Origin of the sequence: Isoptericola jiangsuensis, assembly GCF_048320105.1 — a bacterium.
Lineage (GTDB): Bacteria > Actinomycetota > Actinomycetes > Actinomycetales > Cellulomonadaceae > Isoptericola > Isoptericola jiangsuensis_A.
Map to the genome: position 1 here is coordinate 2,074,356 of NZ_CP182942.1, position 25,381 is coordinate 2,099,736.

Annotated in this window: 22 protein-coding genes, 1 tRNA gene and 1 riboswitch; of the genes, 12 read left to right on the plus strand and 11 right to left on the minus strand. The window is 72.8% G+C overall.

Annotated elements, in window-relative coordinates:
• Positions 1-7: 7 nt before the first annotated feature.
• Positions 8-2,182, minus strand: a complete 2,175-nt coding sequence (locus tag ACNHYB_RS09705; protein ID WP_418275136.1) for a SpoIIE family protein phosphatase — start codon at positions 2,180-2,182, stop codon at positions 8-10.
• A gap of 147 nt (positions 2,183-2,329) precedes the next feature.
• On the opposite strand from ACNHYB_RS09705, the gene ACNHYB_RS09710 reads away from it, so the two are divergent.
• Positions 2,330-2,743: an STAS domain-containing protein gene (locus tag ACNHYB_RS09710; protein ID WP_418275137.1), complete on the plus strand. Its 414-nt coding sequence runs from the start codon at positions 2,330-2,332 to the stop codon at positions 2,741-2,743.
• A 108-nt stretch (positions 2,744-2,851) separates the two neighbouring features.
• Here ACNHYB_RS09710 and fbaA read toward each other — a convergent pair whose 3' ends face one another.
• From fbaA to ACNHYB_RS09725, 3 genes are all read right to left on the minus strand, one after another.
• The gene (gene fbaA, locus ACNHYB_RS09715; protein WP_418275138.1) at positions 2,852-3,871 is read right to left on the minus strand and encodes a class II fructose-bisphosphate aldolase; all 1,020 of its coding nucleotides are present in this window, start codon (positions 3,869-3,871) and stop codon (positions 2,852-2,854) included.
• Positions 3,872-4,065: 194 nt separating this feature from the next.
• Positions 4,066-4,695, minus strand: a complete 630-nt coding sequence (locus ACNHYB_RS09720) for a TrmH family RNA methyltransferase (protein WP_418275139.1) — start codon at positions 4,693-4,695, stop codon at positions 4,066-4,068.
• Positions 4,692-5,660, minus strand: a complete 969-nt coding sequence (locus ACNHYB_RS09725; protein WP_418275140.1) for a DUF368 domain-containing protein — start codon at positions 5,658-5,660, stop codon at positions 4,692-4,694. Before ACNHYB_RS09725 ends, ACNHYB_RS09720 begins: the two co-directional genes overlap by 4 nt.
• Before the next feature lie 109 nt (positions 5,661-5,769).
• Here ACNHYB_RS09725 and ACNHYB_RS09730 point away from each other — a divergent pair, with 109 nt between their 5' ends.
• On the plus strand, positions 5,770-6,546 hold the full coding sequence (locus ACNHYB_RS09730) for an HAD-IIA family hydrolase (RefSeq protein WP_418275141.1): 777 nt from the start codon (positions 5,770-5,772) through the stop codon (positions 6,544-6,546).
• A 27-nt stretch (positions 6,547-6,573) separates the two neighbouring features.
• Here the strand turns inward: ACNHYB_RS09730 and pyrE are convergent, their stop codons facing one another.
• The 3 genes from pyrE to ACNHYB_RS09745 form a co-directional block, all read right to left on the minus strand.
• Entirely contained in the window at positions 6,574-7,170 is a 597-nt protein-coding gene (pyrE, locus tag ACNHYB_RS09735; RefSeq protein ID WP_418275142.1) for an orotate phosphoribosyltransferase, read from the minus strand.
• Entirely contained in the window at positions 7,167-8,480 is a 1,314-nt protein-coding gene (locus ACNHYB_RS09740) for a PP2C family protein-serine/threonine phosphatase (RefSeq protein ID WP_418275143.1), read from the minus strand. Before ACNHYB_RS09740 ends, pyrE begins: the two co-directional genes overlap by 4 nt.
• A gap of 72 nt (positions 8,481-8,552) precedes the next feature.
• On the minus strand, positions 8,553-9,326 hold the full coding sequence (locus ACNHYB_RS09745; protein WP_418275144.1) for an SDR family NAD(P)-dependent oxidoreductase: 774 nt from the start codon (positions 9,324-9,326) through the stop codon (positions 8,553-8,555).
• Positions 9,327-9,356: 30 nt separating this feature from the next.
• Here ACNHYB_RS09745 and ACNHYB_RS09750 point away from each other — a divergent pair, with 30 nt between their 5' ends.
• The 3 genes from ACNHYB_RS09750 to ACNHYB_RS09760 all read left to right on the plus strand — a co-directional run bounded on the left by ACNHYB_RS09750 (position 9,357) and on the right by ACNHYB_RS09760 (position 12,319).
• The gene (locus ACNHYB_RS09750; RefSeq protein ID WP_418275145.1) at positions 9,357-10,154 is read left to right on the plus strand and encodes an exodeoxyribonuclease III; all 798 of its coding nucleotides are present in this window, start codon (positions 9,357-9,359) and stop codon (positions 10,152-10,154) included.
• Positions 10,155-10,222: 68 nt separating this feature from the next.
• Positions 10,223-10,999 carry a septum formation family protein gene (locus ACNHYB_RS09755; protein WP_418275146.1) on the plus strand — a complete coding sequence of 259 codons (777 nt, stop codon included), beginning with the start codon at positions 10,223-10,225 and terminating at the stop codon, positions 10,997-10,999.
• Between the two features lie 323 nt (positions 11,000-11,322).
• Positions 11,323-11,464: riboswitch (cyclic di-AMP (ydaO/yuaA leader) on the plus strand.
• An 81-nt stretch (positions 11,465-11,545) separates the two neighbouring features.
• Positions 11,546-12,319, plus strand: a complete 774-nt coding sequence (locus ACNHYB_RS09760; protein ID WP_418275147.1) for a C40 family peptidase — start codon at positions 11,546-11,548, stop codon at positions 12,317-12,319.
• A 156-nt stretch (positions 12,320-12,475) separates the two neighbouring features.
• Here the strand turns inward: ACNHYB_RS09760 and clpB are convergent, their stop codons facing one another.
• On the minus strand, positions 12,476-15,085 hold the full coding sequence (clpB, locus tag ACNHYB_RS09765; protein WP_418275148.1) for an ATP-dependent chaperone ClpB: 2,610 nt from the start codon (positions 15,083-15,085) through the stop codon (positions 12,476-12,478).
• Positions 15,086-15,273: 188 nt separating this feature from the next.
• On the opposite strand from clpB, the gene ACNHYB_RS09770 reads away from it, so the two are divergent.
• Both ACNHYB_RS09770 and ACNHYB_RS09775 read left to right on the plus strand, forming a co-directional pair.
• Positions 15,274-16,281 (plus strand): LppM family (lipo)protein, encoded by a 1,008-nt coding sequence (locus ACNHYB_RS09770; RefSeq protein WP_418275149.1) that lies wholly within the window; start codon positions 15,274-15,276, stop codon positions 16,279-16,281.
• A 100-nt stretch (positions 16,282-16,381) separates the two neighbouring features.
• Positions 16,382-17,377 (plus strand): alpha/beta hydrolase, encoded by a 996-nt coding sequence (locus ACNHYB_RS09775; RefSeq protein ID WP_418275150.1) that lies wholly within the window; start codon positions 16,382-16,384, stop codon positions 17,375-17,377.
• Positions 17,378-17,425: 48 nt separating this feature from the next.
• Here the strand turns inward: ACNHYB_RS09775 and ACNHYB_RS09780 are convergent, their stop codons facing one another.
• On the minus strand, positions 17,426-18,892 hold the full coding sequence (locus tag ACNHYB_RS09780) for an MFS transporter (protein ID WP_418275151.1): 1,467 nt from the start codon (positions 18,890-18,892) through the stop codon (positions 17,426-17,428).
• Positions 18,893-18,996: 104 nt separating this feature from the next.
• On the opposite strand from ACNHYB_RS09780, the gene ACNHYB_RS09785 reads away from it, so the two are divergent.
• Entirely contained in the window at positions 18,997-20,607 is a 1,611-nt protein-coding gene (locus ACNHYB_RS09785) for an Ada metal-binding domain-containing protein (RefSeq protein WP_418275152.1), read from the plus strand.
• Positions 20,604-21,110 carry a methylated-DNA--[protein]-cysteine S-methyltransferase gene (locus ACNHYB_RS09790; RefSeq protein ID WP_418275153.1) on the plus strand — a complete coding sequence of 169 codons (507 nt, stop codon included), beginning with the start codon at positions 20,604-20,606 and terminating at the stop codon, positions 21,108-21,110. Before ACNHYB_RS09785 ends, ACNHYB_RS09790 begins: the two co-directional genes overlap by 4 nt.
• A 75-nt stretch (positions 21,111-21,185) precedes the next feature.
• Here ACNHYB_RS09790 and ACNHYB_RS09795 read toward each other — a convergent pair whose 3' ends face one another.
• Positions 21,186-22,313 carry a hypothetical protein gene (locus ACNHYB_RS09795; RefSeq protein WP_418275154.1) on the minus strand — a complete coding sequence of 376 codons (1,128 nt, stop codon included), beginning with the start codon at positions 22,311-22,313 and terminating at the stop codon, positions 21,186-21,188.
• Positions 22,314-22,417: 104 nt separating this feature from the next.
• A complete protein-coding gene (dcd, locus tag ACNHYB_RS09800) occupies positions 22,418-22,993 on the minus strand; it encodes a dCTP deaminase (RefSeq protein ID WP_418275155.1) in 576 nt (191 codons plus the stop codon).
• 193 nt (positions 22,994-23,186) lie between these two features.
• On the opposite strand from dcd, the gene ACNHYB_RS09805 reads away from it, so the two are divergent.
• The 3 genes from ACNHYB_RS09805 to ACNHYB_RS09815 all read left to right on the plus strand — a co-directional run bounded on the left by ACNHYB_RS09805 (position 23,187) and on the right by ACNHYB_RS09815 (position 25,248).
• A tRNA-Gly gene (locus ACNHYB_RS09805) sits at positions 23,187-23,260 on the plus strand.
• A gap of 117 nt (positions 23,261-23,377) precedes the next feature.
• On the plus strand, positions 23,378-23,917 hold the full coding sequence (locus tag ACNHYB_RS09810; RefSeq protein WP_418275156.1) for a hypothetical protein: 540 nt from the start codon (positions 23,378-23,380) through the stop codon (positions 23,915-23,917).
• A gap of 51 nt (positions 23,918-23,968) precedes the next feature.
• A protein-coding gene (locus ACNHYB_RS09815; RefSeq protein ID WP_418275157.1) for an IS3 family transposase occupies positions 23,969-25,248 on the plus strand; the annotation gives its coding sequence in 2 pieces (ribosomal slippage) (positions 23,969-24,272 and positions 24,272-25,248; 1,281 coding nt in all).
• The last annotated feature ends 133 nt before the right edge of the window (positions 25,249-25,381 follow it).

The window sequence follows — 25,381 nt, forward strand, 5'->3', positions numbered from 1 at the left end:
GCCGGGGTCACACCTCCCGGCGGTCCTCCGCCAGGGCGGGCCGCAGCTTCGCCCACACCAGCTTGCCGGAGCCGGAGGGCCGCCAGCCCCAGTCGGCCAGCCGCTCGACGATCTGCATCCCGAACCCGCCCAGGCGGTTCGGGTGCCCGTCGGTGGCGACCGGCGGGGCCGGGTTGGCGTCCTCGACCTCGATCCGCAGGCCGTCACCCGTGTCGTACAGGCGCAGCGCGATGTTGCCCCAGCCGTGCAGCACGCCGTTGGCGACCAGCTCCGAGACGACGAGCTCCGCCGCGGCGGAGTCCTTCAACCCCCACGCCTGGCAGGTACGCAGCACCGCGTGCCGGGCCCGCCCGATGGAGGCCGGCTCGCTCGGCAGCAGCCAGCGGCGCGACCGCGGGCTCAGCGCCGTCACCTGGTCGTCCGCCTCCGGGTCAGGCACCCGCACGACGACGATCGCGACGTCGTCCTCGGGGGCGTCAGCCAGGCGGGAGAGCAGCTCCTCCCCCACCCCCGCCGCGTCGCGCGCCGCGATCCGCTCCGACATGTCCACCAGGGCGTTCAGGCCGATCTTCAACGAACGGTCACGTCGCTCGATCAGCCCGTCGGTGTAGAAGAGCAGCACGTCGCCGCGGTGCAGGGGCTCGCGCGCGGTGGTGCGCACGTCCCCGCCGAAGCCGACGAGCATGCCGCTCGCCGCGGTGAGCTGGCGGACCGTGCCGTCCCGCAGCAGCAGGGGCGGCAGGTGCCCGGCGCGGGTGTACTCCACCGTCCACGAGTCCTCGTCGGGCTCGTGGTGCAGCGCCGCGTACACCATCGACGCCGGGCGGGGCACCCGCATGCCCGCGACGAGCTGGTCCACCCGGTTCAGGACGATGCCGGGCGTGGTGAGCTCGTAGGCGTAGGCGCGCACGACGGACCGCAGCTGGCCCATCGCGGCGGCGGCCTCGACGTCGTGCCCGACGACGTCCCCGATGACGAGCCCCACGGTGCGGTCGGAGATCTGCAGGACGTCGTACCAGTCGCCCCCGACCTGCGCGTGCTCGGCGTTCGGGGCGTAGTACGTCCACACGTCCAGCCCGGTGACGTCGGCCTGCTCGGGGAGCATCGCCCGCTGCAGCGCCTCGGCGAGCCGGTGCTCGCGGGCGTAGAGCCGGGCGTTGTCGATGGCGGTGCCGGCACGGCGCGCCACGACCTCCACCACGGTGACGACGTGGTCCGGCGGGGGCGTGCGCAGCTGGTCGGGGCCCGGGCCCGAGGCCTCGGAGTGCCAGGTCGTGAGCAGGCCGAGCACCCGTCGTCGCCCGGCCACCGCGTGCACCGCGACCCGCGATGGGATCGCACCCGTCTCGTCGACCACCCGCCGCAGGAGGTCACGGCGCAGCCAGCCCGACGCCGAGTGCGGCGGGTAGGACCGCTCCAGGTCGAGCTGCACGGGCCCGTCCACGACGCCGTCCAGGAGGTCCTGCACCCGGTCGGTGCCGGCGGAGGTCGGCCGGTCGTCGACGCCCTCCTGCTCCTCGGGGTCCTCGAGGCGGTCGCCAGCCCAGTGGTCGGCGACGAACCGGGCGTGGCGACGCCCCCGCCCGGACGGGGGCGAGGCGACGTCGACGCCGTCGGCGAACAGCAGACCGTCGTCGTTGAGGTAGAAGCCCGCCCACGGCACCAGCGACCTGAGCAGGTCGGCGATGTCCCGGAGCGCGAAGGGGTACTCCAGGTCGCCCAGCAGCTCGGTGGACTGCGCCACGAGGTCGAGGTCCGCCCGCTGACGACGCTCCACCTCCAGCGACGCGAGCTGGGCGGCCTGCTGGTCGACGTACTCCGAGACGTCCGTGGTGACGCCCACCCAGTAGACGGGCTCGCCCTCCTCGCCCGGCAGCGGGTTGACGTCGACCTGCAGCCACGTGGCGCCACCGGTCCGGCGCCGCGCGCTGACGATGCGGCGCATCGGGCGTCCGGCCATGAGGTCGGCCTGCGTCGCGGCCCGGTTGGGGTCGTCCTCCACCAGAGCGAGCAGGGCGTGCGGACCCAGCATCGCCAGGTCTTCAGCACCCACGCCCGACAGATCGACGAACGCGGCGTTGACCCAGAGCACCGGCATGCCCGCCTCCCACGGACCCGTGATGAAGACGGGCACGGTCGTCACCGCGAGCGCCTGGGCGAGCTGCGCGGCGGAAACCGGCATCAGCGCCTTCGGGGACCCGGGCAAATCGGTCATACCCCCTCCGGAGACAGCGGATGTCGGCCAAGTTGGTGCATTCGAAGCACATTCAACCGTAGATTGGTGCCCGCCGGGACACGAGGTGAGCATCACGCTCGAGGAAGGAGCACCGTGCAGGACGGATCGAACACGGCACCACGCCCCACCGGGGGCGCTGCCGAGCCCACGGCGCCCCAGATCGGCGACCCCGCGAGCATCCACGTCATCGTGGGATCGTCGCGCGCCAGGGTCGTCCTCTCGGGCGAGATCGACGCCGACGTCAGCGCAGACCTCGGCGAGGCCATCTCCGACGCCGAGGCGTCGGGGCTCCCGGTCGAGATCGACGCCCACCACGTCACCTTCATGGACTCCTCCGGCGTGGCCTTCCTCGCCCGGCTGGCGTCCCGCAGCCCGCACAGGGTGCGCGTGCTCCGCGCCCCGCCCACGGTCCGCTTCCTGCTGGAGGTCACGCGCATCGGCGAGCTCCTGGAGATCGTCGACGACGACCCGGGCGTCGACCTGGACGTGACGACCGCCCCGAGCTGACCTGGCGCGACGTCGTGCAGCGCCGCAAGCCAGCGCGGACGACGAAGGCCCCCGAGCGTGAGCTCGGGGGCCTTCGTCATGTCTCGCGCGCCGTGGCGTGCGGGACGGTCACATCTTGTGACCGGCGGAACGCAGCCACTGGCACGCCTCGACGATGCGGGCGGACATGCCGGCCTCGGCCAGCTTGCCCCAGGCGCGCGGGTCGTAGGCCTTCTTGTTGCCGACCTCGCCGTCGACCTTCAGGACGCCGTCGTAGTTGGTGAAGAAGTGCCCGGCGACCGGACGCGAGAACGCGTACTGGGTGTCGGTGTCGATGTTCATCTTGATCACGCCGTTGTCGACCGCCGTGGCGACCTCCTCGGCCGTGGAGCCCGAGCCGCCGTGGAACACCAGGTCGAACGGGTTCTCCTGGCCGATCTCGGCGCCGACGGCCTGCTGGATGTCCGCGAGGATCTCCGGACGCAGCTTGACGGCGCCCGGCTTGTACACGCCGTGCACGTTGCCGAAGGTCAGGGCCGTCAGGTAGCGGCCCTTCTCGCCGGCGCCGAGGGCGCGGACCGTCGCCAGGCCGTCCTCGGCCGTGGTGTAGAGCTTCTCGTTGATCTCGGCCTCGTGGCCGTCCTCCTCGCCACCGACGACGCCGACCTCGATCTCGAGGATGGTGCGCGCGGCCTGCGACAGCTCGAGCAGCTCGGCGGCGATGACGAGGTTCTCGTCCAGCGGGATGTCCGAGCCGTCGAACATGTGCGACTGGAAGGTCGGGTTCTTGCCGGCCTTGACCTGCTCGGCCTCCAGGGCCAGCAGCGGACGGACCCAGGAGTCCAGGTTCTTCTTGACGCAGTGGTCGGTGTGGATCGCGATGTTCACCGAGTAGTTCTTCGCGACCTCGGTGGCGTACGCGGCGAGCGCCAGCGAACCGCTGACGCGGTCCTTGACGGTGGAGCCCGAGGCGTACTCCGCACCGCCCACGGACACCTGGATGATGCCGTCGGACTCCGCCTCGGCGAAGCCCTGGAGCGCGGCGGTGACGGTCTGCGACGACGTGATGTTGACGGCGGGGTAGGCGAACTTGCCGGCCTTCGCCCGGTCGATCATCTCGGCGTAGACCTCGGGGGTTGCGATAGGCATCTGCGGTACTCCAATGAGGGGGCGTACGAGGGACGCAGCGGGCGTCGTCGGCACCCCTGATCGCTACCGGGGGCGGGCGGTGCCCGCATGCACCCGACATTTTCTCACGTCCGCGAGGCGGGCGTCACATCAGCGGACACTGGGTGAGACGGGTGGTCCGGACGTCTCGGCGCGCCCGGCCCGGCCCGGCCGCCTCAGAGGTGCGCCAGCGCCCAGGAGTGCATGGCGATCGCCGCGGCCGCGCCGGCGTTGAGCGACCTCGTCGACCCGTGCTGGGTGATGTGCACGACGACGTCACACACCTCCTGCGCCTCGGGTGTCAGCCCGGTGGACTCCTGGCCGAAGAGCAGCACGCACGACGACGGCAGCTCGCGGCCCTCCAGCGGCACCGACCCGGGCACGTTGTCGATGCCGACGAGGGGCAGGCGACCGCCGTCGGGGCCTGCCGTGGCCGCCCAGCGTGCCAGGGCGCCGGCGTCCGGCTGGTGGGAGACGTGCAGGTAGCGGTCGGTGACCATCGCCCCGCGGCGGTTCCAGCGCCGTCGGCCCACGACGTGCACCCCGGCGACGTTGAACGCGTTCGCGGTCCGCACCACCGAGCCGATGTTGAGGTCGTGCGCCCAGTTCTCGATGGCGACGTGCAGCCTGGCCCCCGGCGCGCGACGGGCGTCGAGGTCCGCGCGGATCGCCTCGAGGGTCCAGTAGCGGTAGCGGTCCACGACGTTGCGCCGGTCGCCGTGGGTCAGCAGCTCCGGGTCGTAGCGGGCGTCGTCGGGCCAGGGACCGTCCCACGGGCCGACGCCGACCTCCTCGGGCGTCGTCACTCGTGCTCGGCGGCGCGGGCCGCCTCCCACCAGACGAGCGCCCCGACGATGACGGCGCCGGCGAACGCGAGCATCACCACGCCGAGCATCCCCGTCTCCGGCGGACCCTGGAGGTTGCCGGCGTCGTCCTGCCAGGGCCACAGGGCGCGCAACGAGCCCACCATCAGCCCGGCGAGGACCGCCATCGTGCCCTGGCGGCGGTGCTCCAGCAGCCAGTGCAGCAGCTTGACGAAGCTCGCCAGGCCGATCGCGGCGCCGACGGCGAAGGCCCCCACGAAGGCGAGGTCGAGGTCGGAGATCGCCTGCTGGACCGGCACGTACAGCCCGAGGACCACCAGGAGGAACGACCCGGACACCCCCGGCAGCACGAGGGCGTTGATCGCCAGCGCCGCCCCGAGCGCGACGTACCAGAGCGACGGCTCGGCGACCTCGGCGGGAGGGAGCCCCGTCAGGGCGAAGGCCGCGACCGCGGCGACCACCATCAGCAGGGCGTCCAGCGCCCGGAACCGGCGCGGCATCATGCGCAGCGGCACCACGACGGACACCGCGATCATGCCGAAGAACAGGGCCCGCATCGGCACGGGCTGCGACTCGAGCAGCGGGGCGACGAGGCTGAGGGAGGCCAGCAGCACCACGACCATGCCGGCGAGGACGGGGACCAGGAAGCTCCAGTCGATGGCGCGCAGCGCCCGCTGCGCCGGCCGCAGCCCATGACCCCGGACGACGCCCGCCACCAGCTCGCGGGCGGCGTGGACGACGCCGCTGGCGGCGCCCAGGAGCCGGTCGTAGAGACCGACGGCCAGCGCGATCGTGCCGCCGGAGATGCCCGGCACGGACTCCGCCATGCCGACGAGCCCGCCCCGCAGCGCGAGCCCCGGCGCCGCACGCCACGGCGTTCCGGTGGGAGGGGCGGCGTGCCGGCGCACCGCCCCGGTGTCGGAGAGCTCCGGGTTCTGGTTCGTCATCCCGGGAAGCCTATTGCCCTCGCCGCCGCCGCAGGGCGGCGTGTTGTGCAGACCCTGTGGGGGTCGCGCCGGTGGGGTGGGGTCCGCGCGCACGCACTACCGTGAGGACATGAGCGACCGGAAGATCGAGTGCTGGCTGACCGACATGGACGGCGTCCTCGTGCACGAGGGCAAGGCCATCCCCGGCGCGCCGGAGTTCATCGCCGCGCTGCGCGACGCGGGGCGGCCGTTCCTCGTCCTGACCAACAACTCCATCTTCACGGGGCGCGACCTCGCCGCACGGCTGTCCCGCGCCGGCATCGAGGTCCCGGAGGAGTCGATCTGGACGTCCGCGATGGCGACCGCCGCGTTCCTCGCGGACCAGGTGCCCGGCGGTTCAGCGCACGCCATCGGCGAGGCGGGCCTGACGACGGCCCTGCACGAGGCCGGGTACACCCTGACGGAGACCGACCCGGACTACGTCGTCCTCGGGGAGACGCGGACGTACTCGTTCGAGGCGATCACCAAGGCGATCCGGCTGGTCAAGGGCGGGGCACGGTTCATCGCGACCAACCCGGACACCACCGGTCCGTCGCCCGAGGGGCCGCTGCCCGCCACGGGTGCCGTCGCCGCGATGATCACGGCCGCCACCGGCCGCGCCCCCTACTACGTGGGCAAGCCCAACCCGATGATGTTCCGGTCGGCGCTCAACCGCATCGACGCCCACTCGGAGACCACCGCCATGATCGGCGACCGGATGGACACCGACGTCGTCGCCGGCATCGAGGCCGGGCTGGAGACCTTCCTCGTGCTGACCGGGTCGACGGAGGCCGCGGAGGTCGACCAGCACCCGTTCCGGCCCTCGCACGTGGTGGACTCGATCGCCGACCTCGTCGAGCGCGTCTGACCGGCCGACCTCGTCGAGGGCGTCCGACTAGCCGTCCAGGCCCAGGTCGGCCAAGTCGTAGAGGTAGTGGTAGGGCACGCCCAGCGCCTCGATCTTCTCGCCGGCGCCCGTGGCGCGGTCGACGATCGTCGCGCAGGCGAGCACCTCGGCACCGGCCGCGCGCGCGGCCTCGATCGCCGTGATCGGCGACCCGCCCGTCGTGGTCGTGTCCTCCAGGACGACGACGCGCCGTCCGGCGATGTCCGGACCCTCGATCTGGCGCTGCATGCCGTGCACCTTGGCGGCCTTGCGCACGACGAACGCGTCGAGCTCCTGGCCACGGGAGGCGGCGGCGTGCAGCAGCGCGGTCGCGATGGGGTCGGCGCCGAGCGTCAGACCGCCGACGGCGTCCACCTCGGCGGTGCCGAGACCCGCCTCCTCCAGGTGGTCGAGCAGCACGTGCCCGATGAGCGGCGCGGCGCGGTGGTGCAGGGTGACCCGGCGCAGGTCGACGTAGTAGTCGGCCTCCTTGCCGGAGGAGAGCGTCACCCGGCCGTGCACGACCGCGATCTCCTGGACGAGCTCGAGCAGCTGCTCACGGGGCGTGGGGCCGAAGGCCTGGTCGGTGGAGTTCACGGCTCTCATCGTAGCGACGGGGCGTCCGGGGCCTCGTCGGGCTGCTCGTCGGGCTGCTCGCCGGGTTGCTCGTCCACGTGTGCGACGACGAGCGCGACGTCGTCTGCGCTGTGTGCCGCGTCAGTGCGCGTCAGGACCGTGTCGCACAGCCGGTTCGGCGGCACGTCCGTGAGCCAGCTCAGACCGCCGCGCAGCGCCTCCAACGAGTTCGCCAGCCGCTCGTCGCGCCGCTCGACGAGCCCGTCGGTGAAGAGCAGTATCGCATCCCCCGGCTCCAGCACTGTCTCGGACAGCGGACGTTCGCGATCCAGCCGCAGTCCGAGAAGAGCGCCAGGCCCTTCGTTCCGCAGTTCCGCCCGTCCGTCACGACGATGGACAATCGGTGGCATCGACCCTGCACGTGCCCATCTCACACGCCGCGCACCACGGGCGTCAGGCGGATCGACGACGGCAACGGTGACGGCGACGAACGAGTGAATGCCCCGCACCTGCGCTGCCAGCTCGCTGCGCCGCAGGATCTCGTCCGGCAGGCCGCCGGCCTCCACCGCGATCGTGCTCACGATGCCCTTGAGGTGGACCATCGTCGCCGCGGCCGACACGTCGTGCCCGGACACGTCGCCGATCATCAGGACGGTCCTCCCCGAAGGCCTCGCCACGACGTCGTACCAGTCACCGCCGACGCGGGCGAACCGGTTCGCCGGCTGGTAGCGCACGTCCAGCGTCAGCCCCGGCACGGTGGGCGGCTTGGTCAGCACCGACGCCTGCAGCGCCACAGCGGACTCCCGCTCCTGGGCGAGCCCCTGGCGGTCACGGCTCATCGCAGTGCTCCAGAAGCGCCGGCCGGCGAGCGTGCCGTCGTCGTCGGCGACGTCGGCAGGGTCGATCTCGTCGATCCGGACGACGAGCCCGCGCACCTGGTGCTGCCCGACGTGCGTCACCGGCAGCACCATGACCATCCAGCACCGGGGCCCGGCGGGCCGGCGCGGATCGGGAAGGTCCCAGCGGATGGGCCCGACCGACTGGGGCAGCCCGGTGCGCAGGCAGGCGTGCAGCGACTCCACGAGCAACGGGACGACGTCGTCCACGTCACCCTCGAGGCTCTCGAGGAGGTCGGTCAGCGGGCGTCCGACGAGGCCCTCGGCGGGCAGCCCGAGCGTGTCGACGTACCGGCGGTTGACGTCGACGACGACGAGGTCGGGGTCCAGGACCACCTTGGGGACGGCGAGCGCGTCGAACAGGTCCCGGTAGTCGAACGGGCCGTCGTCCGCGACTTCGCCCGGGTCGTCGCGGCGCCGGGGGACGGCCGGTGACTCGCTCATGCCGACCAGGCTAGGAGCGTCCGCGCCATCGCGCCCGCCCGGGCGGGCGGACGGTGGCGGAAGCCACCCGTTTCAGCGGATTCGACCGATGGCCCGCACCGCCGGGCGCGGGAGAACGCGCAGCAGGGCCGAACCTGCCTTGTAGCGGACCGACGGCGTGGAGACGACCGTGCCGCGACGCACGTCCGCCAGGGCCTGGGCGACGACGTACGGCGCGTCCAGCCACCCGATCTCCGGCACGTCGGTCATGTCGAGCCCCGCCCGGTCGTGGAACTCGGTGCGCACGAACCCGGGGCACAGCGCCGTGGCGGTCACCCCGGTGCCGGCGAGGTCGGCGGCCAGCCCTTCGGTGAAGGACCGCACGTAGGCCTTGGCGGCCGAGTAGGTCCCGCCCGTGGTGAGCGCGGCCACCGAGGCGACGTTGAGCACCGCGCCGCGCCCGCGCCCCGTCATCGCCCCGAGAGCGGCGTGGCTGAGCTGGACGACGGCGCGCACCATCACGTCGATCGCGCGCAGCTCGACCTCCACGTCCCCGCCGACGAACCGTTGCGCGGGCGCGAAGCCGGCGTTGTTGACCAGCAGGCCGACCGGTCGGCGGGCGTCGTCGGGCACGTCGCCCGTGACCGCGAGGCGCTCGGCCACGCGGGCGACGTCGTCGGGCACGGAGAGGTCCGCCGGCAGCACCTCGACGGTGACGCCGGCGGCGGCACGGATCTGCCCGGCGACCTGCTCCAGCCGGTCGACGTCGCGAGCGACGATCACCAGGTCGTGCCGTGCCGTGGCGAGCTGCCAGGCGAACTCCAGTCCGAGGCCGGCGGTGGCGCCGGTGACGAGCGCGGTTCCCATGTGGGCACTCTATGGCCCTAGGGTGCGTGCGTGCGTATCGCCACGTGGAACGTCAACTCGATCCGGACCCGACTCGACCGCGTGCTGGCGTTCCTGGAACGCTCCGGCACGGACGTCCTGGCGATCCAGGAGACGAAGTGCCGCGAGGACCAGTTCCCCGTCGAGGCGTTCTCCGCGGCGGGCTACGAGGTCGCGGTGAGCGGCTACCACCAGTGGAACGGCGTCGCGCTCGTCTCGCGCGTCGGCCTCGAGGACGTGGCGGCGTCGTTCGCGAGCCAGCCGACCTTCGGCAAGCCGGGCACGGACCCGCGCGTCGAGGCGCGCGCGCTGGGCGCGACCTGCGGCGGCGTGCGCGTGTGGTCGCTGTACGTGCCGCACGGGCGCACCCTGACCGACCCGCACTACACGTACAAGCTCGCCTGGCTCGAGGCGCTGCGGGCGGACGCCGCGTCCTGGCTGGCCGAGGACGCCGCAGCGCAGGTGGCGCTCCTCGGCGACTGGAACGTGGTGCCACTCGACACCGACGTGTGGGACGCCTCGGCGTTCGCCGGGCACACGCACGTCTCGGAGCCGGAGCGGGCGGCCTTCGCGGCGTTCGTCGACGCCGGGTACACCGAGGTCACCCGCGAGCACCTGCCGGCGGCCCACACCTACACCTACTGGGACTACCAGCAGCTCGCGTTCCCCCGCGACAAGGGCCTGCGCATCGACTTCGCGTACGCCTCGCCCGCGCTGCGCGACCGGGTCACCGGCGTGCAGATCGACCGCGACGAACGCCGCGGCAAGGGCGCGAGCGACCACGTGCCCGTCGTCCTCGACCTGGCGTGACGCACGGTGCGCGCCGACCTGCACCCCGTCGCCACCCGGTCGTGCCTGCACCCGGATAGGTTGTGCCCATGACCGAACGACCTGACGACCTGTCGTTCGCCTCCCCCGGTCCCGGTGCGCCAGGTCCCGGTGCGCCAGGTCCCGGTGCGCCAGGTCCCGGTGTGCCAGGTCCCGGTGTGCCCGGCGTCGACCCTGCCACGGGGCCGGCGGGCACGGCGTCCGGGAGCACGGCGTCCGGGAGCACGGCGTACCCCGGTGCGGCTGCGGCCGCACCGGTCCCGCCGTCACAGGTGCCGTACGGCGACCGCTGGGGCGCGCCGGACGGCCCGACGCCGGCGGAACGGGCCGCGGCCCGGCGCCGCGCACGGATCTGGGTCGCGGGCACCCTGGGACTGATCGTCGTCGTCGTGGGGCTGGCGGCGGGAGTCTCGGCCGCGGTGTCGGGCGCTCACGAGCGCGCGTGGGCACCGGTCCCCGCCGACGTCGACGCCCCCCGGGATGTCAACGCCGTGCAGCTGGTGCTGGGGTCGTGCGTCGCCGACCTGCCGGCGTCCGACGTCGTGACGTCGGTCGAGGTGGTGCCGTGCGCGGATCCGCACGCGGCCCAGGTCGTCGGGCGCACCGACGCCGCGCCGGACGCCGTATGGCCGGGCGACGACGTCGCCGCGAGGAGGGCCGCCACGAACTGCTCGGCGGATCTCCTCGGGTCGCAGGCACGGCAGGCGGCGGACTCGTGGTCGTTCGTCGTGTGGGCGCCCACCGAGGAGTCCTGGCAGGACGGTGACCGTGCAGGTCTCTGCCTGGCCGTCGGAAGCGAGAAGGCGACCGGGAACCTGCTGGAGTGACGGCGGCCACCCTGATGTGTGAAGAACCCTGACCAGCGAGGACATCGCTCCCCACCGGGTCATCGCGGCCGTGATGCCCGCGATATCACGACAAAGAGGCATCTCGATCCGTCCTGTTTGGTGCCGATAAACACCGCCGTGCCCGCCTCGTCCGTCATGTCATCGCGGCCGAAGTCCTTCACCTGAGCTTCACGATCGCCCCCGAACTTCCTCCGTTACTCGATTGTGATCGATGTGAACGGATCGTTAGCGTGCGCGGGTCGCCCGGCGTCCCAGCAGGGTGATGCGACGGTCCGCAGCCAAGTGCTGCCGGCGGACCAGGCGCCACGCCTTTCCCTACGGCAGCAGCGGGAGAACCACTTCGGACGACGTCCGCGTCGCCCTCGGGGTGCAGCCGTCCCACGACGGCGGGCCACCACTTCTCGGCCTAACCCGACAGCTCATCTCGCAGGCTGGAGAGGTCCTGAGATGTCCCCTGCCCTGAACACCCCGCGCCACGGCGCGAAATCCCCCCACCCGTCCCCTCTGCGCCGCGCCGCCCTGGCCATGTCGCTGACGGCGGCTCTCGCCGGAGGCACGCTCGTCGCCGGTGCAGGTACCGCGACCGCCGCGCCGACCACCGCGAACGTCAGCTCGCAGGCTGCCGTCGGCTCGCTCGCGGCGGCGAAGAAGTCGTCGAAGCCCTCGGTCAAGGTCTCGCTCTCGCGGACCACCGGCACGAAGGGCAAGAAGAACACCCGCCCGAAGTACACGGTCAAGGCGACCTCGAACGGCAAGGCCGTCAAGGGCCAGGTCAAGATCTTCATCGACGGCAAGAAGGTCAACACCAAGAAGCTCAACAAGAACGGCATCGCCCGGCTGAAGCCGACGTGGGGCAAGTACGACACCGGCCGCAACAAGATCCGGCTGACCGTCGTCCCGGCGAAGTCGACCGGCCTGCAGAAGGTCAAGACCCACCGCACCGTCAAGGTGAACCCGAAGGCGACCAACGGGTCGAAGGTCGTCTCGGTGGCGCACCAGTACGTCGGCGCCCGCTACGTCTACGGCGGTTCGAGCCCGCGTGGCTTCGACTGCTCCGGCTTCACCTCCTACGTCTACAAGAAGGCGACCGGCAAGACGCTGCCGCGCTCGTCCTCCGCGCAGCGGAGCGTCGGCAAGAAGGTCTCCCGCAGCAACGCCAAGCCCGGCGACATCGTCTACACGCCGGGTCACGTGGCGATCTACGCCGGCAACGGCAAGGTCATCGAGGCCGGCAACCCGCGCACCGGCGTCATCAAGCGCAAGATGTGGCAGAGCAACCCGACGTTCATCCGCGTCTGACGCTCGGCGTCGTCCAGCGCGCGTCGCCGAACAGGCGGTCGCGCCCGTCGTCCCTCGGGACGGCCGGCGCGGCCGCCTGTTCCGCGTTCCGCAGAGCTCAGGAGAGGCTGCCGTCGATCGTGCGGGCGGCTGCCGGGCCGCCGTCGGGGCAGACGGTCAGCGGACGGTGAGCCCGTCGCCATCGGCGTCGCGGTCGACGACGACGGCGTCCCCGTCGGACACCTCGCCGGCGAGCAGGCGCCGCGCGAGCCGGTCACCGATCTCGCGCTGCACCAGCCGGCGCAGCGGCCGCGCCCCGTACGCGGGGTCGAAACCCTCCAGCGCCAGCCACTCGCGAGCGGCCGCCGAGACCTCCAGGGTGATGCGCCGGTCCGCGAGCCGCCGCGCGAGCGCCGCGACCTGCAGGTCGACGATCCGGCCCAGCTCGTCCAGGCTCAGCGCGTCGAACAGCACGACGTCGTCGAGCCGGTTGAGGAACTCCGGCTTGAACGCGGCGCGCACCGTGGCCATGACGGCGTCGCGGCGTGCGTCGTCGTCGAGCGCCGGGTCCACGAGGAACTGCGAGCCCAGGTTCGACGTGAGCACCAGGATGGTGCTGCGGAAGTCGACCGTGCGACCCTGACCGTCGGTGAGGCGGCCGTCGTCGAGCACCTGCAGCAGGATGTCGAACACCTCGGGGTGCGCCTTCTCGACCTCGTCGAGCAGCACCACGGAGTAGGGACGACGCCGCACCGCCTCGGTGAGCTGGCCGCCCTCGTCGTAGCCGACGTACCCCGGCGGCGCACCGACCAGACGCGCCACGCTGTGCTTCTCGGCGTACTCGGACATGTCGATGCGCACCATGGCGCGCTCGTCGTCGAACAGGAAGTCGGCGAGCGCCTTGGCGAGCTCGGTCTTGCCGACGCCCGTGGGACCGAGGAACAGGAACGACCCGGTGGGCCGGTCGGGGTCGGCGACCCCGGCGCGGGCGCGCCGGACGGCGTCGGACACGGCGCGCACGGCGTCGCGCTGCCCGATGAGGCGTTCGCCGAGCACGTCCTCCATGCTCAACAGCTTCTCGGACTCGCCCTGCAGGAGGCGTCCGGCGGGGATGCCGGTCCAGGCGGCCACGACCTCGGCGATCTCGTCGGCGCCGACCTTGTCGGCGATCATCGGTGCCTCGTCGGCGACGGTCTCCGCCTGGGCGACGGTCGCCTCGTCCTGCTCGGCCTGGGCGAGCTCGCGTTCGACCTGCGGGATCTCCCCGTAGAGCAGCCGGGCGGCGGCCTCGAGGTCACCGTCGCGCTGGAGCCGGTCGGACTCGGTGCGCAGCTCGTCGATGCGGGCGCGCAGGTCGCCGACGCGGTTGTGCCCGGCCTTCTCCGACTCCCAGCGGACGGTGAGCGCGGCGAGCTCCTCGCGACGGTCGGCGAGGTCGGCGCGGAGCTTCTGCAGGCGGTCGGCGGAGGCGGCGTCCCCGCCGTTCTCGGCGTCCTTGAGGACGACCTCCTCCATCTCGAGGCGGGTGACGGCGCGCTGCAGCTCGTCGATCTCCACGGGCGAGGAGTCCATTTCCATGCGCAGGCGGGAGGCGGCCTCGTCGACGAGGTCGATGGCCTTGTCGGGGAGCTGGCGGCCGGTGATGTACCGGTCGGACAGCGCGGCGGCCGCGACGAGCGCGGAGTCGGCGATGGTCACCTTGTGGTGCGCCTCGTAGCGTTCCTTGAGGCCGCGCAGGATGGCGACGGTGTCCTCGACGGTGGGCTCGCCGACGAAGACCTGCTGGAAGCGGCGTTCGAGGGCGGGGTCCTTCTCGATGTTCTCGCGGTACTCGTCGAGGGTGGTGGCGCCCACCATGCGCAGCTCGCCGCGGGCGAGCATCGGCTTGAGCATGTTGCCGGCGTCCATCGCGCCGTCGGACCCGGCGCCTGCCCCGACGACGGTGTGCAGCTCGTCGATGAAGGTGACGACCTCGCCGTCGGACGCGGTGATCTCCTCCAGGACGGCCTTGAGGCGTTCCTCGAACTCGCCGCGGTACTTGGCGCCGGCGACCATGCCCGCCAGGTCGAGGGCGACGAGCCGCTTGCCCTGCAGGGAGGTGGGGACGTCGCCGGCGACGATGCGCTGCGCGAGCCCTTCGACGACGGCGGTCTTGCCGACGCCGGGCTCGCCGATGAGCACGGGGTTGTTCTTGGTGCGGCGGCTCAGCACCTGCACGACGCGGCGGATCTCGGCGTCGCGCCCGATGACGGGGTCGAGGCGGCCGTCGCGGGCGCGCTGGGTGAGGTCGGTGCCGTACTGCTCGAGCGCCTTGTAGGTGCCTTCGGGGTTCGGGCTGGTGACCCGTCCGGAGCCGCGCACGGCGGGCAGTGCGCCGCGCAGCGCGTCGGCGGTGGCGCCGGCCGCGGTGAGGGCCTGGGCGGCGGGCGAGGAGCCGGCGGCGATCGCGATGAGCAGGTGCTCGGTGGACACGTACTCGTCACCGAGGGCCTCGGCCTCCTGCGTGGCGGTGGTCAGGACGCTCTGCATGGCGCGCGACGGCGTGGGCTGCGCGACGCCGGACCCGCTCGCCGTGGGCAGGGCGACGAGGGCGGCGCGGGTCCGCTGCCCGACCTGCTGGGCGTCGGCGCCCACGGCCTCGAGGAGACCGACGGCGACGCCGCCGGTCTGGGTGAGGAGCGCGGCGAGCAGGTGGGCGGGTTCGAGCTGAGGGTTTCCTGCCGCTGACGCCGATGCCACGGCGTCGCCGACGGCCTGCTGCGACATCGTCGTGAACTTGGTCTCCATGGGTCCTCCGGGTCCGGGTGTCGGGGTCGTCGAGTCGGACCATCGTCGTGTCGGATCGTCCTGCTGGGATCAACGGGATCAAAGTTGAGTCTATTCCGCTCAAGTTTGCTCGCGCGACCGCCGGGTGAACCTGTTCCGAGGGGCGGACCAGGGGTGCCTGGCCCTCCGAGGTGCGGGATGCTGGAACCGTGAGCATCCTCCCGGCACCTCCTGCCCGCCCTGCCACCTCCCGCCGCCCCCGCCGACGCGCCCGCGCGGCCCTCGGTGCCGCGCTCGCCGCCGTCGGCCTCGTCACCCTCGCCGGCTGCATGAAGGTCGAGATGGGCTTCACGCTGTCGGAGGACGACACCGTCTCCGGCACGGTCGTCATGGCGATCTCCGACGAGTTCGCCGAGTCCCTCGACATGGACCCCCAGGAGATGTGGGACATGGCGAACGAGGGCGAGGACGGCCTCACCAGCGAGCTGCCCGAGGGCTCCTCCCAGGAGCCGTACGCCGACGGCGAGTACACCGGCGTGCAGGTCAACTACACCGACCAGCCGCTCGACGGCATCGGCACCGACGAGGACCTGTCCATCACGCGCGAGGGCGACGAGTACGTCGTCGAGGGTGTCATGGACCTCTCCGACGAGAGCACCGGCGAGACCGCCGAGATGCCCGCCGAGATCCTCGACTCGTTCCTCATGCGGATCGCCGTGACCTTCCCCGGCGCGGTGGGCGAGACCAACGGGACCGTGGACGGCAACACCGTCACCTGGGAGCCCACGATGGGCGAGCGCAACGAGATCTCCGCACGCGGCTCCGCCGTCGCGGACGGCGCCGCAACCGCCGAGGAGGCCACACCCACCGAGGAGGAGGCGACGGAGGGGTCGGCGGAGGAGGTCGCACCCCAGGACGCCGACGAGACCGCCGACGGCATGACCGGCATGGACGACGCCGAGGACACGGCCGCCACCGACTCCGGCACCCCCGTGTGGGTGTTCGTGCTCGCCCTCGTCGTCGGCCTGGCCGTCCTGGGTACGGTCATCACCCTGGTCGTGCGCCACAACCGCACCGCCGCGGCCACCGCGACCCCCGTGTCCTCCGACCCGCAGGACGTCTTCGGCCAGCAGCCGCCCACCCACCAGCCGGGTCAGCCGCCGGTGGACCCCTCCGGCCCGCACGGCCCCACCGACCCCTCGCAGGGCCCGCGCTGAGCCTGCGCTGAGCCTGCCCGCGGGCGGACCCCTGCCGCCCGCGGGCAGGGCACGGAGCGGGCACGCAGCGGGCACCGAGCAGGCTCGGTAGCCTCGGCCCATGACCGCCGCACAGGACGACGCCCCGGACCCCGCAGCTCCTGACGTCGCCACGGCGGACACGCCGTGGGTGCCGGACCTGCTCGGGGACGGCTTCCAGGCCCGCACGCTGCCGCTGCCGGCCGGCGCGGAGGCGACGCTGGTGCGCCACGTGCCGTCCGTGGCCCCGCAGGGTTCGCCGGCGCAGGTCGCCGTCCTCGCGGTGCACGGGTTCGCCGACTACTTCTTCCACCCGCACGTCGCGCGGGCGTTCGCCGACGCCGGCGTCGCGTTCTACGCCGTCGACCTGCGCGGCCACGGGCGGTCCTGGGACGCGCACGTGGCCGCGGGCGGCGACCCCAACCTCGTGCCCGACATCGCCGTGTACGCCCAGGACCTCGACGCGGCGGCGGAGGTGGTCCGCGCCGCGGGGCACACGTCGCTGGTGGTGCTCGGCCACTCCACCGGCGGGCTGATCGCGCCGCTGTGGGCGTCGGCGCGCGAAGGGAGGGCCGAGGCCCTCGTGCTCAACAGCCCCTGGTTCGAGCACAACGCCCGCCGCCCCCTGCGGTGGTCCGCCGTCGCCCTGGCGGAGACGGTCGCCCCGCTCGCGCCCCGCGCCGTCCTCTCCCACCTGGGCGACGACTACGCCCGCGCCCTGCACCTCGACCACGGCGGGCCGTGGGAGTTCGACCCGGCGTGGAAGCCCCACGCCCCGTTCCCCGTCCGGGCGGCCTGGTTCCGCTCGGTGCGGCGCGCCCAGCGGCGGCTCGCCCGTGGCCTCGACCTGGATATCCCCGTCCTGGTGCTCGCCTCGGACCGGTCCACCACCAGCGAGCACCTCACCTCGGACACGGTGCTCGACGTCGAGCACATCCGCCGGATCGCACCCCGCCTGGGCTGGGACGTCGACTTCGTCTCGATCCGGGGCGGCGCGCACGACCTGTCGCTGTCCGCCGGGTCGGCGTCCGAGGAGTACCTGGGGGTCGTCACCGACTGGCTGCGGTTCGTCGTCTAGCCGTCCTGGCCCGGGACGTCCGGCCAGGCCGTCCCCACCGGCAGCGCCTCACTCGTCGCGGGCGTCCTGCGCCGAGATCGGCTCGGCGATGTCCTCCAGCGACCTGCGCTCGGCGCCGACCCCGAGGAACAGCGCCACGACGCCACCACCGATCATCAGTGCCGCACCGATGTAGTAGCCGACGGCGATCCCGGTGATGTCACCGGACTCGCCGGCCGCCTCGATGAGTCGGCCGAACAGCAGCGGGCCGGAGATGCCGCCGATCGCGGTGCCGATCGCGTAGAAGAACGCGATGCACAGGGCGCGGGTCTCCATGGGGAAGATCTCGCTCGCCGTGAGGTAGGCGGAGCTGGCGCCCGCGGACGCGATGAAGAAGATGCCCATGCCGAAGAAGGTCAGCGTCCACGCGGACAGCCCGCCGAGCACGAGTCCTGCCACGGCGAGCAGGACGCCGGAGCTGATGTAGGTCGCGGAGATCATCTTGACCCGGCCCACGCTGTCGAAGAGCGGACCCAGGGCGAGCGCACCCAGGAAGTTGCTCACGGCGAAGAGGGCGATGTAGGCGCCGGTCTGGTCCACGCCGAGGAAGGTCTGCAGCGTGTCGCCGAAAGTGAAGAAGAACGCGTTGTACAGGAACGCCTGGCCGATGAACAACGCCAGGCACAGGACCGTGCGGCGCGGGTAGTCGCGGAACACCGTCCGGGCCACCCGTGCCAGGGAGATCGTGTGCCGCTGCTTGACGGTGATGCTGGTCCCGGCGTCGTCCAGCGTCTCGCCCGTGTCGGCGACGACCCGCTCCTCGATGCCGGAGACGATCTTCTCGCTCTCCTCCTCGCGCCCGTGGATGAACAGCCACCGGGGGCTCTCGGGCACGTTGCGCCGCACGAACAGGATGCACAGGCCCAGCACCGCCCCGAGCGCGAAGCACAGCCGCCAACCGATCCAGGCCGGCACGAGGTCGGGGTTGAGCAGGGGGATGGTGAGCAGCGCACCACCGGCCGCGCCGAGCCAGTAGGACCCGTTGATGAGGATGTCGATCCGGCCGCGGTACTTCGCGGGGATGAGCTCGTCGATCGCGGAGTTCACGGCGGCGTACTCCCCGCCGAGCCCCAGCCCGGTGACGAAACGCATCGCGAAGTAGTACAGGGGGTTCATCGAGAACGCGGTCAGCACCGTGCCCGCGAGGTAGACCAGGAGCGTGAGGATGAACAGCTTCTTGCGGCCGAACCGGTCGGTGAGCTGGCCGAACACCAGTGCTCCCAGGCACGACCCGGTGACGTAGACGGCACCGGCGAGCCCGATGTCGGAGCTGGTCAGGCCCAGCCCGTCCGGGCTCTTGAGCGCGTCGGACAGGTTGCCGACGATGGTCACCTCGAGCCCGTCGAGGATCCACACCGTGCCCAGCCCGATGACCACCATCCAGTGGAACCTGGACCACGGCAGGCGGTCCAGACGTGCCGGGACGTCCGTCGTGATCGTCTTCAGCGCCGGTGCGCCGCTCGCCGTCGAAGCCATGCCCCGGTTCTACTCCGCAGCACACCGGTCGGCATCCGGAGCTCCCCACCGGCATGTCCGAATCCCGCTGGCCACCCCGGCGTCGGGCGGGTCACGATAGGGCCATGGCCGACACCACCTTCGACGAGCGCTACCGGGCGATCGCCGCCCGCGACGCCCGCTTCGACGGGCAGTTCTTCACGGCCGTGCGCACCACCGGCATCTACTGCCGCCCGTCCTGCCCGGCCCGCACCCCGAAGCCGCAGAACGTCGCCTTCTACCTCACGAGCGCTGCCGCGCACGACGCCGGGTTCCGCGCGTGCCGGCGCTGCCTGCCCGAGGCGGCACCGGGCACGCCCGCCTGGGACCTGCGGGGCGACCTCGCGGGGCGGGCGATGCGGCTGGTGTCCGACGGCGTCGTGGACCGCGAGGGCGTCCCGGGCCTGGCCGCCCGGCTCGGCTACACGCCCCGCCATCTGCACCGTGTCCTGACGGCCGAGCTGGGCGCGGGGCCGCTCGCCCTCGCCCGCGCCCGACGGGCCCAGACGGCCCGGGACCTGCTGACCAGCACCGCCCTGTCCGTGTCCGACGTCGCGTTCGCGGCCGGGTTCGGCAGCATCCGCCAGCTCAACGACACCGTCCGCGCCGTGTTCGCCACGACGCCGAGCGATCTCCAGCGCCGCGCCCGGGTCGGCGCTGCGCCACCGGTTCGGCGCGATGGTCCGCCGATCCGGTGGTGCGGTGCCGACCCGGCGACCGGTGCCGCCGGCACGCCGGTGCTGCTGCGACTCGCGCTGCCCGTGCGCGAGCCGTTCGACGGCGTCGGCACCCTGCGCTACCTGGGTGCGCGGGCGGTCGAGGGCGTCGAGGCGGCCGACGTCACGACCCCGGGCACCCCCGGCTCCCCCGGCTCTCCCCGCGCGCCCGGCGTCACCGCCCGGTACGCCCGCACCCTGATGCTCCCCCACGGCCCGGGCGCGTTCGAGGCCTCGGCGGGCGCCGACGTCGGACCAGGTCGCGTCGTGCTGCGCCTTGAGCTCGCGTCGCTCGCCGACGTCGCCACCGCCGTCGCCCGGGTGCGCCGCCTGCTCGACCTCGACGCGGACCCGGTGGCCGTCGACACCGCGCTGGCCGTGGACCCGGCCCTCGCCGCCGCGGTCGCGGCCGTCCCGGGGATCCGGGTCCCGGGGTCCGTGGACGCGCACGAGCTGGTGGTCCGCGCGATCGTCGGCCAGCAGATCTCCGTGGCGGCGGCCCGCACCCACCTGTCCCGGCTCGCCGCCGCCGTCGGCACCCCCTGGGCCTCGACGATCCCCGGCCTGACCCGGCTCTTCCCGACCGCCGCCCAGGTGGCCGACGACGACGGCGCGCACCTCGCCCTGCCCACCCGGCAGCGCTCGACCGTCACCGCCACGGCCCGCGCCCTGGCCGACGGCGACCTGACCGTGGACGTCGGGGCGGACGCCGCGAGCCTGCGGCCGGCGCTCGAGGCGCGACCCGGCATCGGACCGTGGACGTCCGGGTACGTCGCCCTGCGCGTGCTGGGCGACCCCGACGTGTGGCTGGACGGCGACGTCGCGCTGCGCGCCGGGGCCCGTGCGCTCGGCCTGCCCGACGACCCGCGCGCCCTCGCCGCGCACGCCACGACCTGGGCGCCCTGGCGCTCGTACGCAGCCCGCCACCTGTGGCACGCGGCGGCCGCCGCCGCCCGCAGCACCCAGAGGAGGACCCGATGACGGTCAGCACCACGTTCGACACCCCCGACGGCCCGTTCACGCTCGTCGCCGACGACGGCGTCGTGCTGGCCGCGGGCTGGACCACGGACGTCGAGGCGCTCGTCGGTCTCGTGCACCCCGGGCTGCGGCCCACCGAGGTGACGCCCGTGCCCGACGACGACCCGGCCACGGCCGGCCCCGTCGCGGCGGTGCGCGCCTACTACGCCGGCGACCTCGAGGCCGTCGGCCGGGTCCCGGTGCGGCAGCGGTCCGGGGAGTTCCGCGAGCACGCCTGGGACGTGCTGCGCGACGTCGCTCCCGGCGCGCCCGTCACGTACACCGAGTACGCGGCCCGGGCCGGGCGGCCCACCGCCGTCCGCGCCGCCGCCGGCGCGTGCGCGCAGAACGCGGCGGCCCTGTTCGTGCCGTGCCACCGGGTGCTGCGCTCCGACGGCACCCTGGGCGGGTTCCGCTACGGGCTCGCCGTCAAGGAGTCGCTGCTGTCCCGCGAACGGGCCGCCTGACGCGGGCTCGGCTCAGGCTCGACCTCGCCCGCGCCCGGGCCCCCACCCGCGTCCGGGCCCGGGCCCGGGCCCGCGTCAGGCCAGGTCCTCCGGCGCCAGGAGGAACTCCGCCTCGTCGGCGATCTCCCCGCCGACGGCGGAGTGCAGGGTCGCCGCGATCCGCCCCACCAGGTCCGCCGCACGCTTGCGGGCCACCACGAGAGCCGGCTGCGGGAACTCCATCTGCGCCTCGAACAGGTCCGGCGGGTCCCACACGACGCGGTAGCAGATCGCCCCGTTGGAGGCCCACGGCAGCTCCTTGACGAGCAGCGGCAGGACCTCCTCGCCGTTGACCTCGACCGTCACGTAGCCGTCGTGGCCCAGGTCGATCGTCAGGCCGTAGCCGTCGAGGACCACCGGCGCACGCAGCGCCTCGATGTCGTGGTCGTCGGCGCGGGCGTGCAGCTCGCGGCGCAGCTCCGGGTCCATCTTCTCCCCGGGGTACAGCGGCTTCTCCGCGATCCCCGCCGGTGGGCCCTGGTAGTCGGCGCCCTGCGTGGCCAGGACCACCCGGAGGTGCACCGCCTGCAGCACCCGGTGGGCGGCCTGCGGGTCGAGCCAGACGTCGGACCACACCGTCAGGTCGACCGACGCACCCGGGTCCGGGGTCAGCACGACGCCGGCACCCGCGGCACGGCGGGCCTGCTCGGCGGGGTCCCACAGACCGGCCACGTCGAGACGCACAGACCCGCCGAGGCGGCGGGCGGCCGCGACCAGCCAGGACACGACCCGCTGCTCCTCACGGTTCGGCAGCCCCGCCGGGAACGCTCGGGCGAGCCCGTCACGGTCGCCGCCGCCGGGCACCGGGGCGTCGTCCCAGCGCTCCCGCGGCGTCACGACGTCGAACACCATCGCGGCGCGTCCCGGCACACCGAGCTCGAACCCGTCCCCCTGCGGCGCGTACGGGCCGTAGACGTGGCTGTGCCGGCTCAGGCGCAGGACGCCGGGCTCCCCCGGGCCGGCGATCCGGCCGGCCGGGAGGTCCGCACCGGGCAGGTCGGACGGCACCACGTCCCAGCGGGTGCCGAGGAACCGTGACAGCGCCAGCACCTCCACCTCGTCCACGAACACGTCGTCCCCGACGGCGAGGACGTGACGGGCCTGATGGCCCTGCGTCGTCGACCGCGGCAGACGCGGCAGGGGCGAGGGAGCGGACTGGGCCATCTGGCGCAGCTCCTTCCGGGTCCGGTTCGAGGTGACAGGCGAGGTCACCGTACCGGCACGCCGGGAGCTCGCGTAACGCCGTCGCCCGTCCCGGTGGTGGGCGCTCATACGTCCGTGCGGTGGAAGGACTTCCAGGAACGGCTGGCCGTGGGGCCGCGCTGGCCCTGGTACCGCGACCCGTACGCGTCTGACCCGTACGGGTGCTCCGCCGGGGAGGACAGCCGGAAGAAGCACAGCTGGCCGATCTTCATGCCCGGCCACAGCGTGATCGGGAGCGTGGCGACGTTGCTCAGCTCCAGGGTCACGTGCCCGGAGAACCCCGGGTCGATGAACCCGGCCGTGCTGTGGGTGAGCAGGCCCAGGCGACCGAGGCTCGACTTGCCCTCCAGGCGGGCGGCGACGTCGTCCGGCAGCGTGACCGACTCGTACGTGGAGCCGAGCACGAACTCGCCGGGATGCAGCACCATCGGCTCGCCGGCGTCGACCTCGACGAGGCGGGTCAGCTCGGGCTGCTCCTGCGACGGGTCGATGAACGGGTACCGGTGGTTGTCGAAGAGCCGGAAGTACTTGTCGAGCCGGACGTCGATGCTCGACGGCTGGATCATCGACGGGTCGTACGGGTCCAGCTCGACGCGGCCGGCGTCGACCTCTGCGCGGATGTCGCGGTCGGAGAGCAGCACGGTGGACACGGTAGCCCCCACGACGCCGGGACGCGGCCCGGTCTCGCGCACGCGGCCGTCGAGGGGGTGCGCGGCGCCCGCGACGCGGCGTGAACGCGCCGGTCAGCGCCTCGGTTCGGTCCTGAGCGCCGGGTTGGGTATGATCACCGGTGCGCGCATCGTTGCCGGTCCTGCGGGCCGACGGCGTGACCGTGCGGGTGTAGTTCAATGGTAGAACTTCAGCTTCCCAAGCTGATAGCGCGGGTTCGATTCCCGTCACCCGCTCCAGCAGTAAACACGCAGGTCAGCGACCCTGCGGGAGGGAACCACCGGGCAGGCCCGGGCCTCTGAGAAACAACCCATGTGCCACTACGTGCCACTAGGGCTTCCTCGGAGGAGAGTTCGATGCCCCGCAAGACCACAGCCCGACGCCGCAGTGTCGGAAGCATCCGCGTCACCAAGGCCGGTACCTACCAGGTCCGACTGACCGGGCCCGACGGCAAGATGCGGGCCCACGGCACCCATCGCACCAAGATCGAAGCCGAACGTGTCCTTGCCCGCCTGGTCGCACAGGCTGGCAGCACGATGTGGATCGACGTCGACGCCGGCACCGAGCCTGTGGGCGCCTTCATTCGCCATTGGCTGACGACGCGCACGGACATCCGCGACTCGACCAGGCAACTCGACCTACGCCTGTGCGACCAGTGGATCGATCGACCGATCGCCGGCTCACAGGCCCAATTTGGTGCAGTCGACCTCAGCGCGACACCGCTACGAGCTTTGACTCCAGCCTTGACACGAGAGTGGATGCATCTCGTGGTCGCCGAGTCCAGGGCGCGAGCGATCGCGCACCACCGCGCCCACGTCGAGGCTCCCTCCGCGATCAACGCGCAGATCCGCGCCTGGGCGCGCCGAAGGGGGATCTCCCTAGCGGCGACGGAATGAACCGCCCTGGGTTTGTTGGAGGTTCCTGACCTTGGAAACGAGGATGGAGCCATGCCGAAGGAGCAGACGCCGGGCAAGCCGCAGACGCGGCGGTACTCGGATGAGGAGAAGGCCGCCGCGGTGCGGATGGTGCGGACCCTGCGCGCGGAGCTGGGGACCGAGCACGGCACGGTGCAGCGGGTCGCGACCCAGCTGGGCTACGGGGTCGAGTCGGTGCGCCAGTGGGTCAAGCAGGCCGAGATCGATGCCGGGCACGCACCGGGGATCACCACTGCCGAAGCGCGGCGGATCCGGGAGCTCGAGCAGGAGAACCGGGAGTTGCGGCGGGCGAACGAAATACTGAAGCGGGCCGCAAGTTTCTTCGGGGCGGAGCTCGACCGCCAACACCGGAAGTAGTCGCCTTCATCGACGCCAACCGCGGCGACGTCGCGGGCGGCGTGCGTCTCACAGTCGAGTCCATCTGCACCGTGCTGCGCGCAGCCGGGGTGCAGGTGGCTGTGAGCACGTACTACGCCGCCAAGGCCCGCCCGCCCTCGGCGCGTGCGGGCCGCGACGCCGAGGTGGGCCCGATGCTGCGCACCCTGTGGGACGACAACTACCGCGTCTACGGGGCACGGAAGTTGTGGAAGGCGGCACGCAGGGCCGGGCATGACGTCGGTCGTGACCAGGTCGCCCGCCTCATGCGCGGGCTCGGGATCCAGGGCGCGGTCAGGACGAAGCGGGTGCGGACCACCCGCCCCGACCCCACCTCGGCCCGGCACCCGGACCTCGTCAGGCGGGACTTCACAGCGACGGCTCCGAACCAGCTGTGGGTCACCGATCTGACCTATGTCCCGACGTTCGCCGGCATGGCGTACGTGTGCTTCATCATCGACGCGTTCTCGCGGACGATCGTGGGGTGGCGGGCTGCCGGGCACATGCGCACCGAGATGGTCCTGGACGCGATCGAGATGGCCCGCTGGTCTCGCGGCACCCGCCTGACCGGGCTGCGGTGCCACAGCGACGCCGGAGCCCAGTTCACGAGCCTGCGCTACGGCGAGCGGCTCGCGGAGATCGGCGCGACGCCGTCGATCGGGACAGTCGGCGACTCGTACGATAACGCGCTCGCCGAGACCGTGAACGGCTACTACAAGGCCGAACTGATCCGCGGACCCGCCCGGTCCGGGCCCTGGCGGACCGTGGAGGACGTCGAGCTCGCGACGCTCGGGTGGGTCCACTGGCACAACCACCAGCGGCTGCACGGCTACCTCGGCGACCTGCCGCCCGTCGAGTTCGAAGGGAGGTTCTACGCTAAGCAGCAGGGCCACGAAGCCCTGGTCGGAATCAAATGACCAGAGCCTCCATCAGACCCAGGGCGGTTCAAATTCTCCACGCCCAACTTCGTAGTTCAGCGCCGTGCAGTGCGGGCCCACCTCGCCGAGAGCCCGGCCGGAGTTGAACTAGACAACCTCGTCGCCGAGATCG

Excerpts from the sequence above, each read along its gene's own strand:
- ACNHYB_RS09730 (WP_418275141.1), top strand. The coding sequence starts at position 5,770 with ATGAGCGACCGGAAGATCGAGTGCTGGCTGACCGACATGGACGGCGTC.
- ACNHYB_RS09760 (WP_418275147.1), top strand. The coding sequence starts at position 11,546 with ATGTCGCTGACGGCGGCTCTCGCCGGAGGCACGCTCGTCGCCGGTGCA.
- ACNHYB_RS09785 (WP_418275152.1), top strand. The coding sequence starts at position 18,997 with ATGGCCGACACCACCTTCGACGAGCGCTACCGGGCGATCGCCGCCCGC.
- fbaA (WP_418275138.1), bottom strand. The coding sequence starts at position 3,871 with ATGCCTATCGCAACCCCCGAGGTCTACGCCGAGATGATCGACCGGGCG.
- clpB (WP_418275148.1), bottom strand. The coding sequence starts at position 15,085 with ATGGAGACCAAGTTCACGACGATGTCGCAGCAGGCCGTCGGCGACGCC.
- ACNHYB_RS09780 (WP_418275151.1), bottom strand. The coding sequence starts at position 18,892 with ATGGCTTCGACGGCGAGCGGCGCACCGGCGCTGAAGACGATCACGACG.
- ACNHYB_RS09740 (WP_418275143.1), bottom strand. The coding sequence starts at position 8,480 with ATGAGCGAGTCACCGGCCGTCCCCCGGCGCCGCGACGACCCGGGCGAA.
- ACNHYB_RS09790 (WP_418275153.1), top strand. The coding sequence starts at position 20,604 with ATGACGGTCAGCACCACGTTCGACACCCCCGACGGCCCGTTCACGCTC.
- ACNHYB_RS09755 (WP_418275146.1), top strand. The coding sequence starts at position 10,223 with ATGACCGAACGACCTGACGACCTGTCGTTCGCCTCCCCCGGTCCCGGT.
- ACNHYB_RS09725 (WP_418275140.1), bottom strand. The coding sequence starts at position 5,660 with ATGACGAACCAGAACCCGGAGCTCTCCGACACCGGGGCGGTGCGCCGG.
- ACNHYB_RS09745 (WP_418275144.1), bottom strand. The coding sequence starts at position 9,326 with ATGGGAACCGCGCTCGTCACCGGCGCCACCGCCGGCCTCGGACTGGAG.
- ACNHYB_RS09795 (WP_418275154.1), bottom strand. The coding sequence starts at position 22,313 with ATGGCCCAGTCCGCTCCCTCGCCCCTGCCGCGTCTGCCGCGGTCGACG.
- ACNHYB_RS09775 (WP_418275150.1), top strand. The coding sequence starts at position 16,382 with ATGACCGCCGCACAGGACGACGCCCCGGACCCCGCAGCTCCTGACGTC.
- ACNHYB_RS09810 (WP_418275156.1), top strand. The coding sequence starts at position 23,378 with ATGCCCCGCAAGACCACAGCCCGACGCCGCAGTGTCGGAAGCATCCGC.
- ACNHYB_RS09705 (WP_418275136.1), bottom strand. The coding sequence starts at position 2,182 with ATGCCGGTTTCCGCCGCGCAGCTCGCCCAGGCGCTCGCGGTGACGACC.
- pyrE (WP_418275142.1), bottom strand. The coding sequence starts at position 7,170 with ATGAGAGCCGTGAACTCCACCGACCAGGCCTTCGGCCCCACGCCCCGT.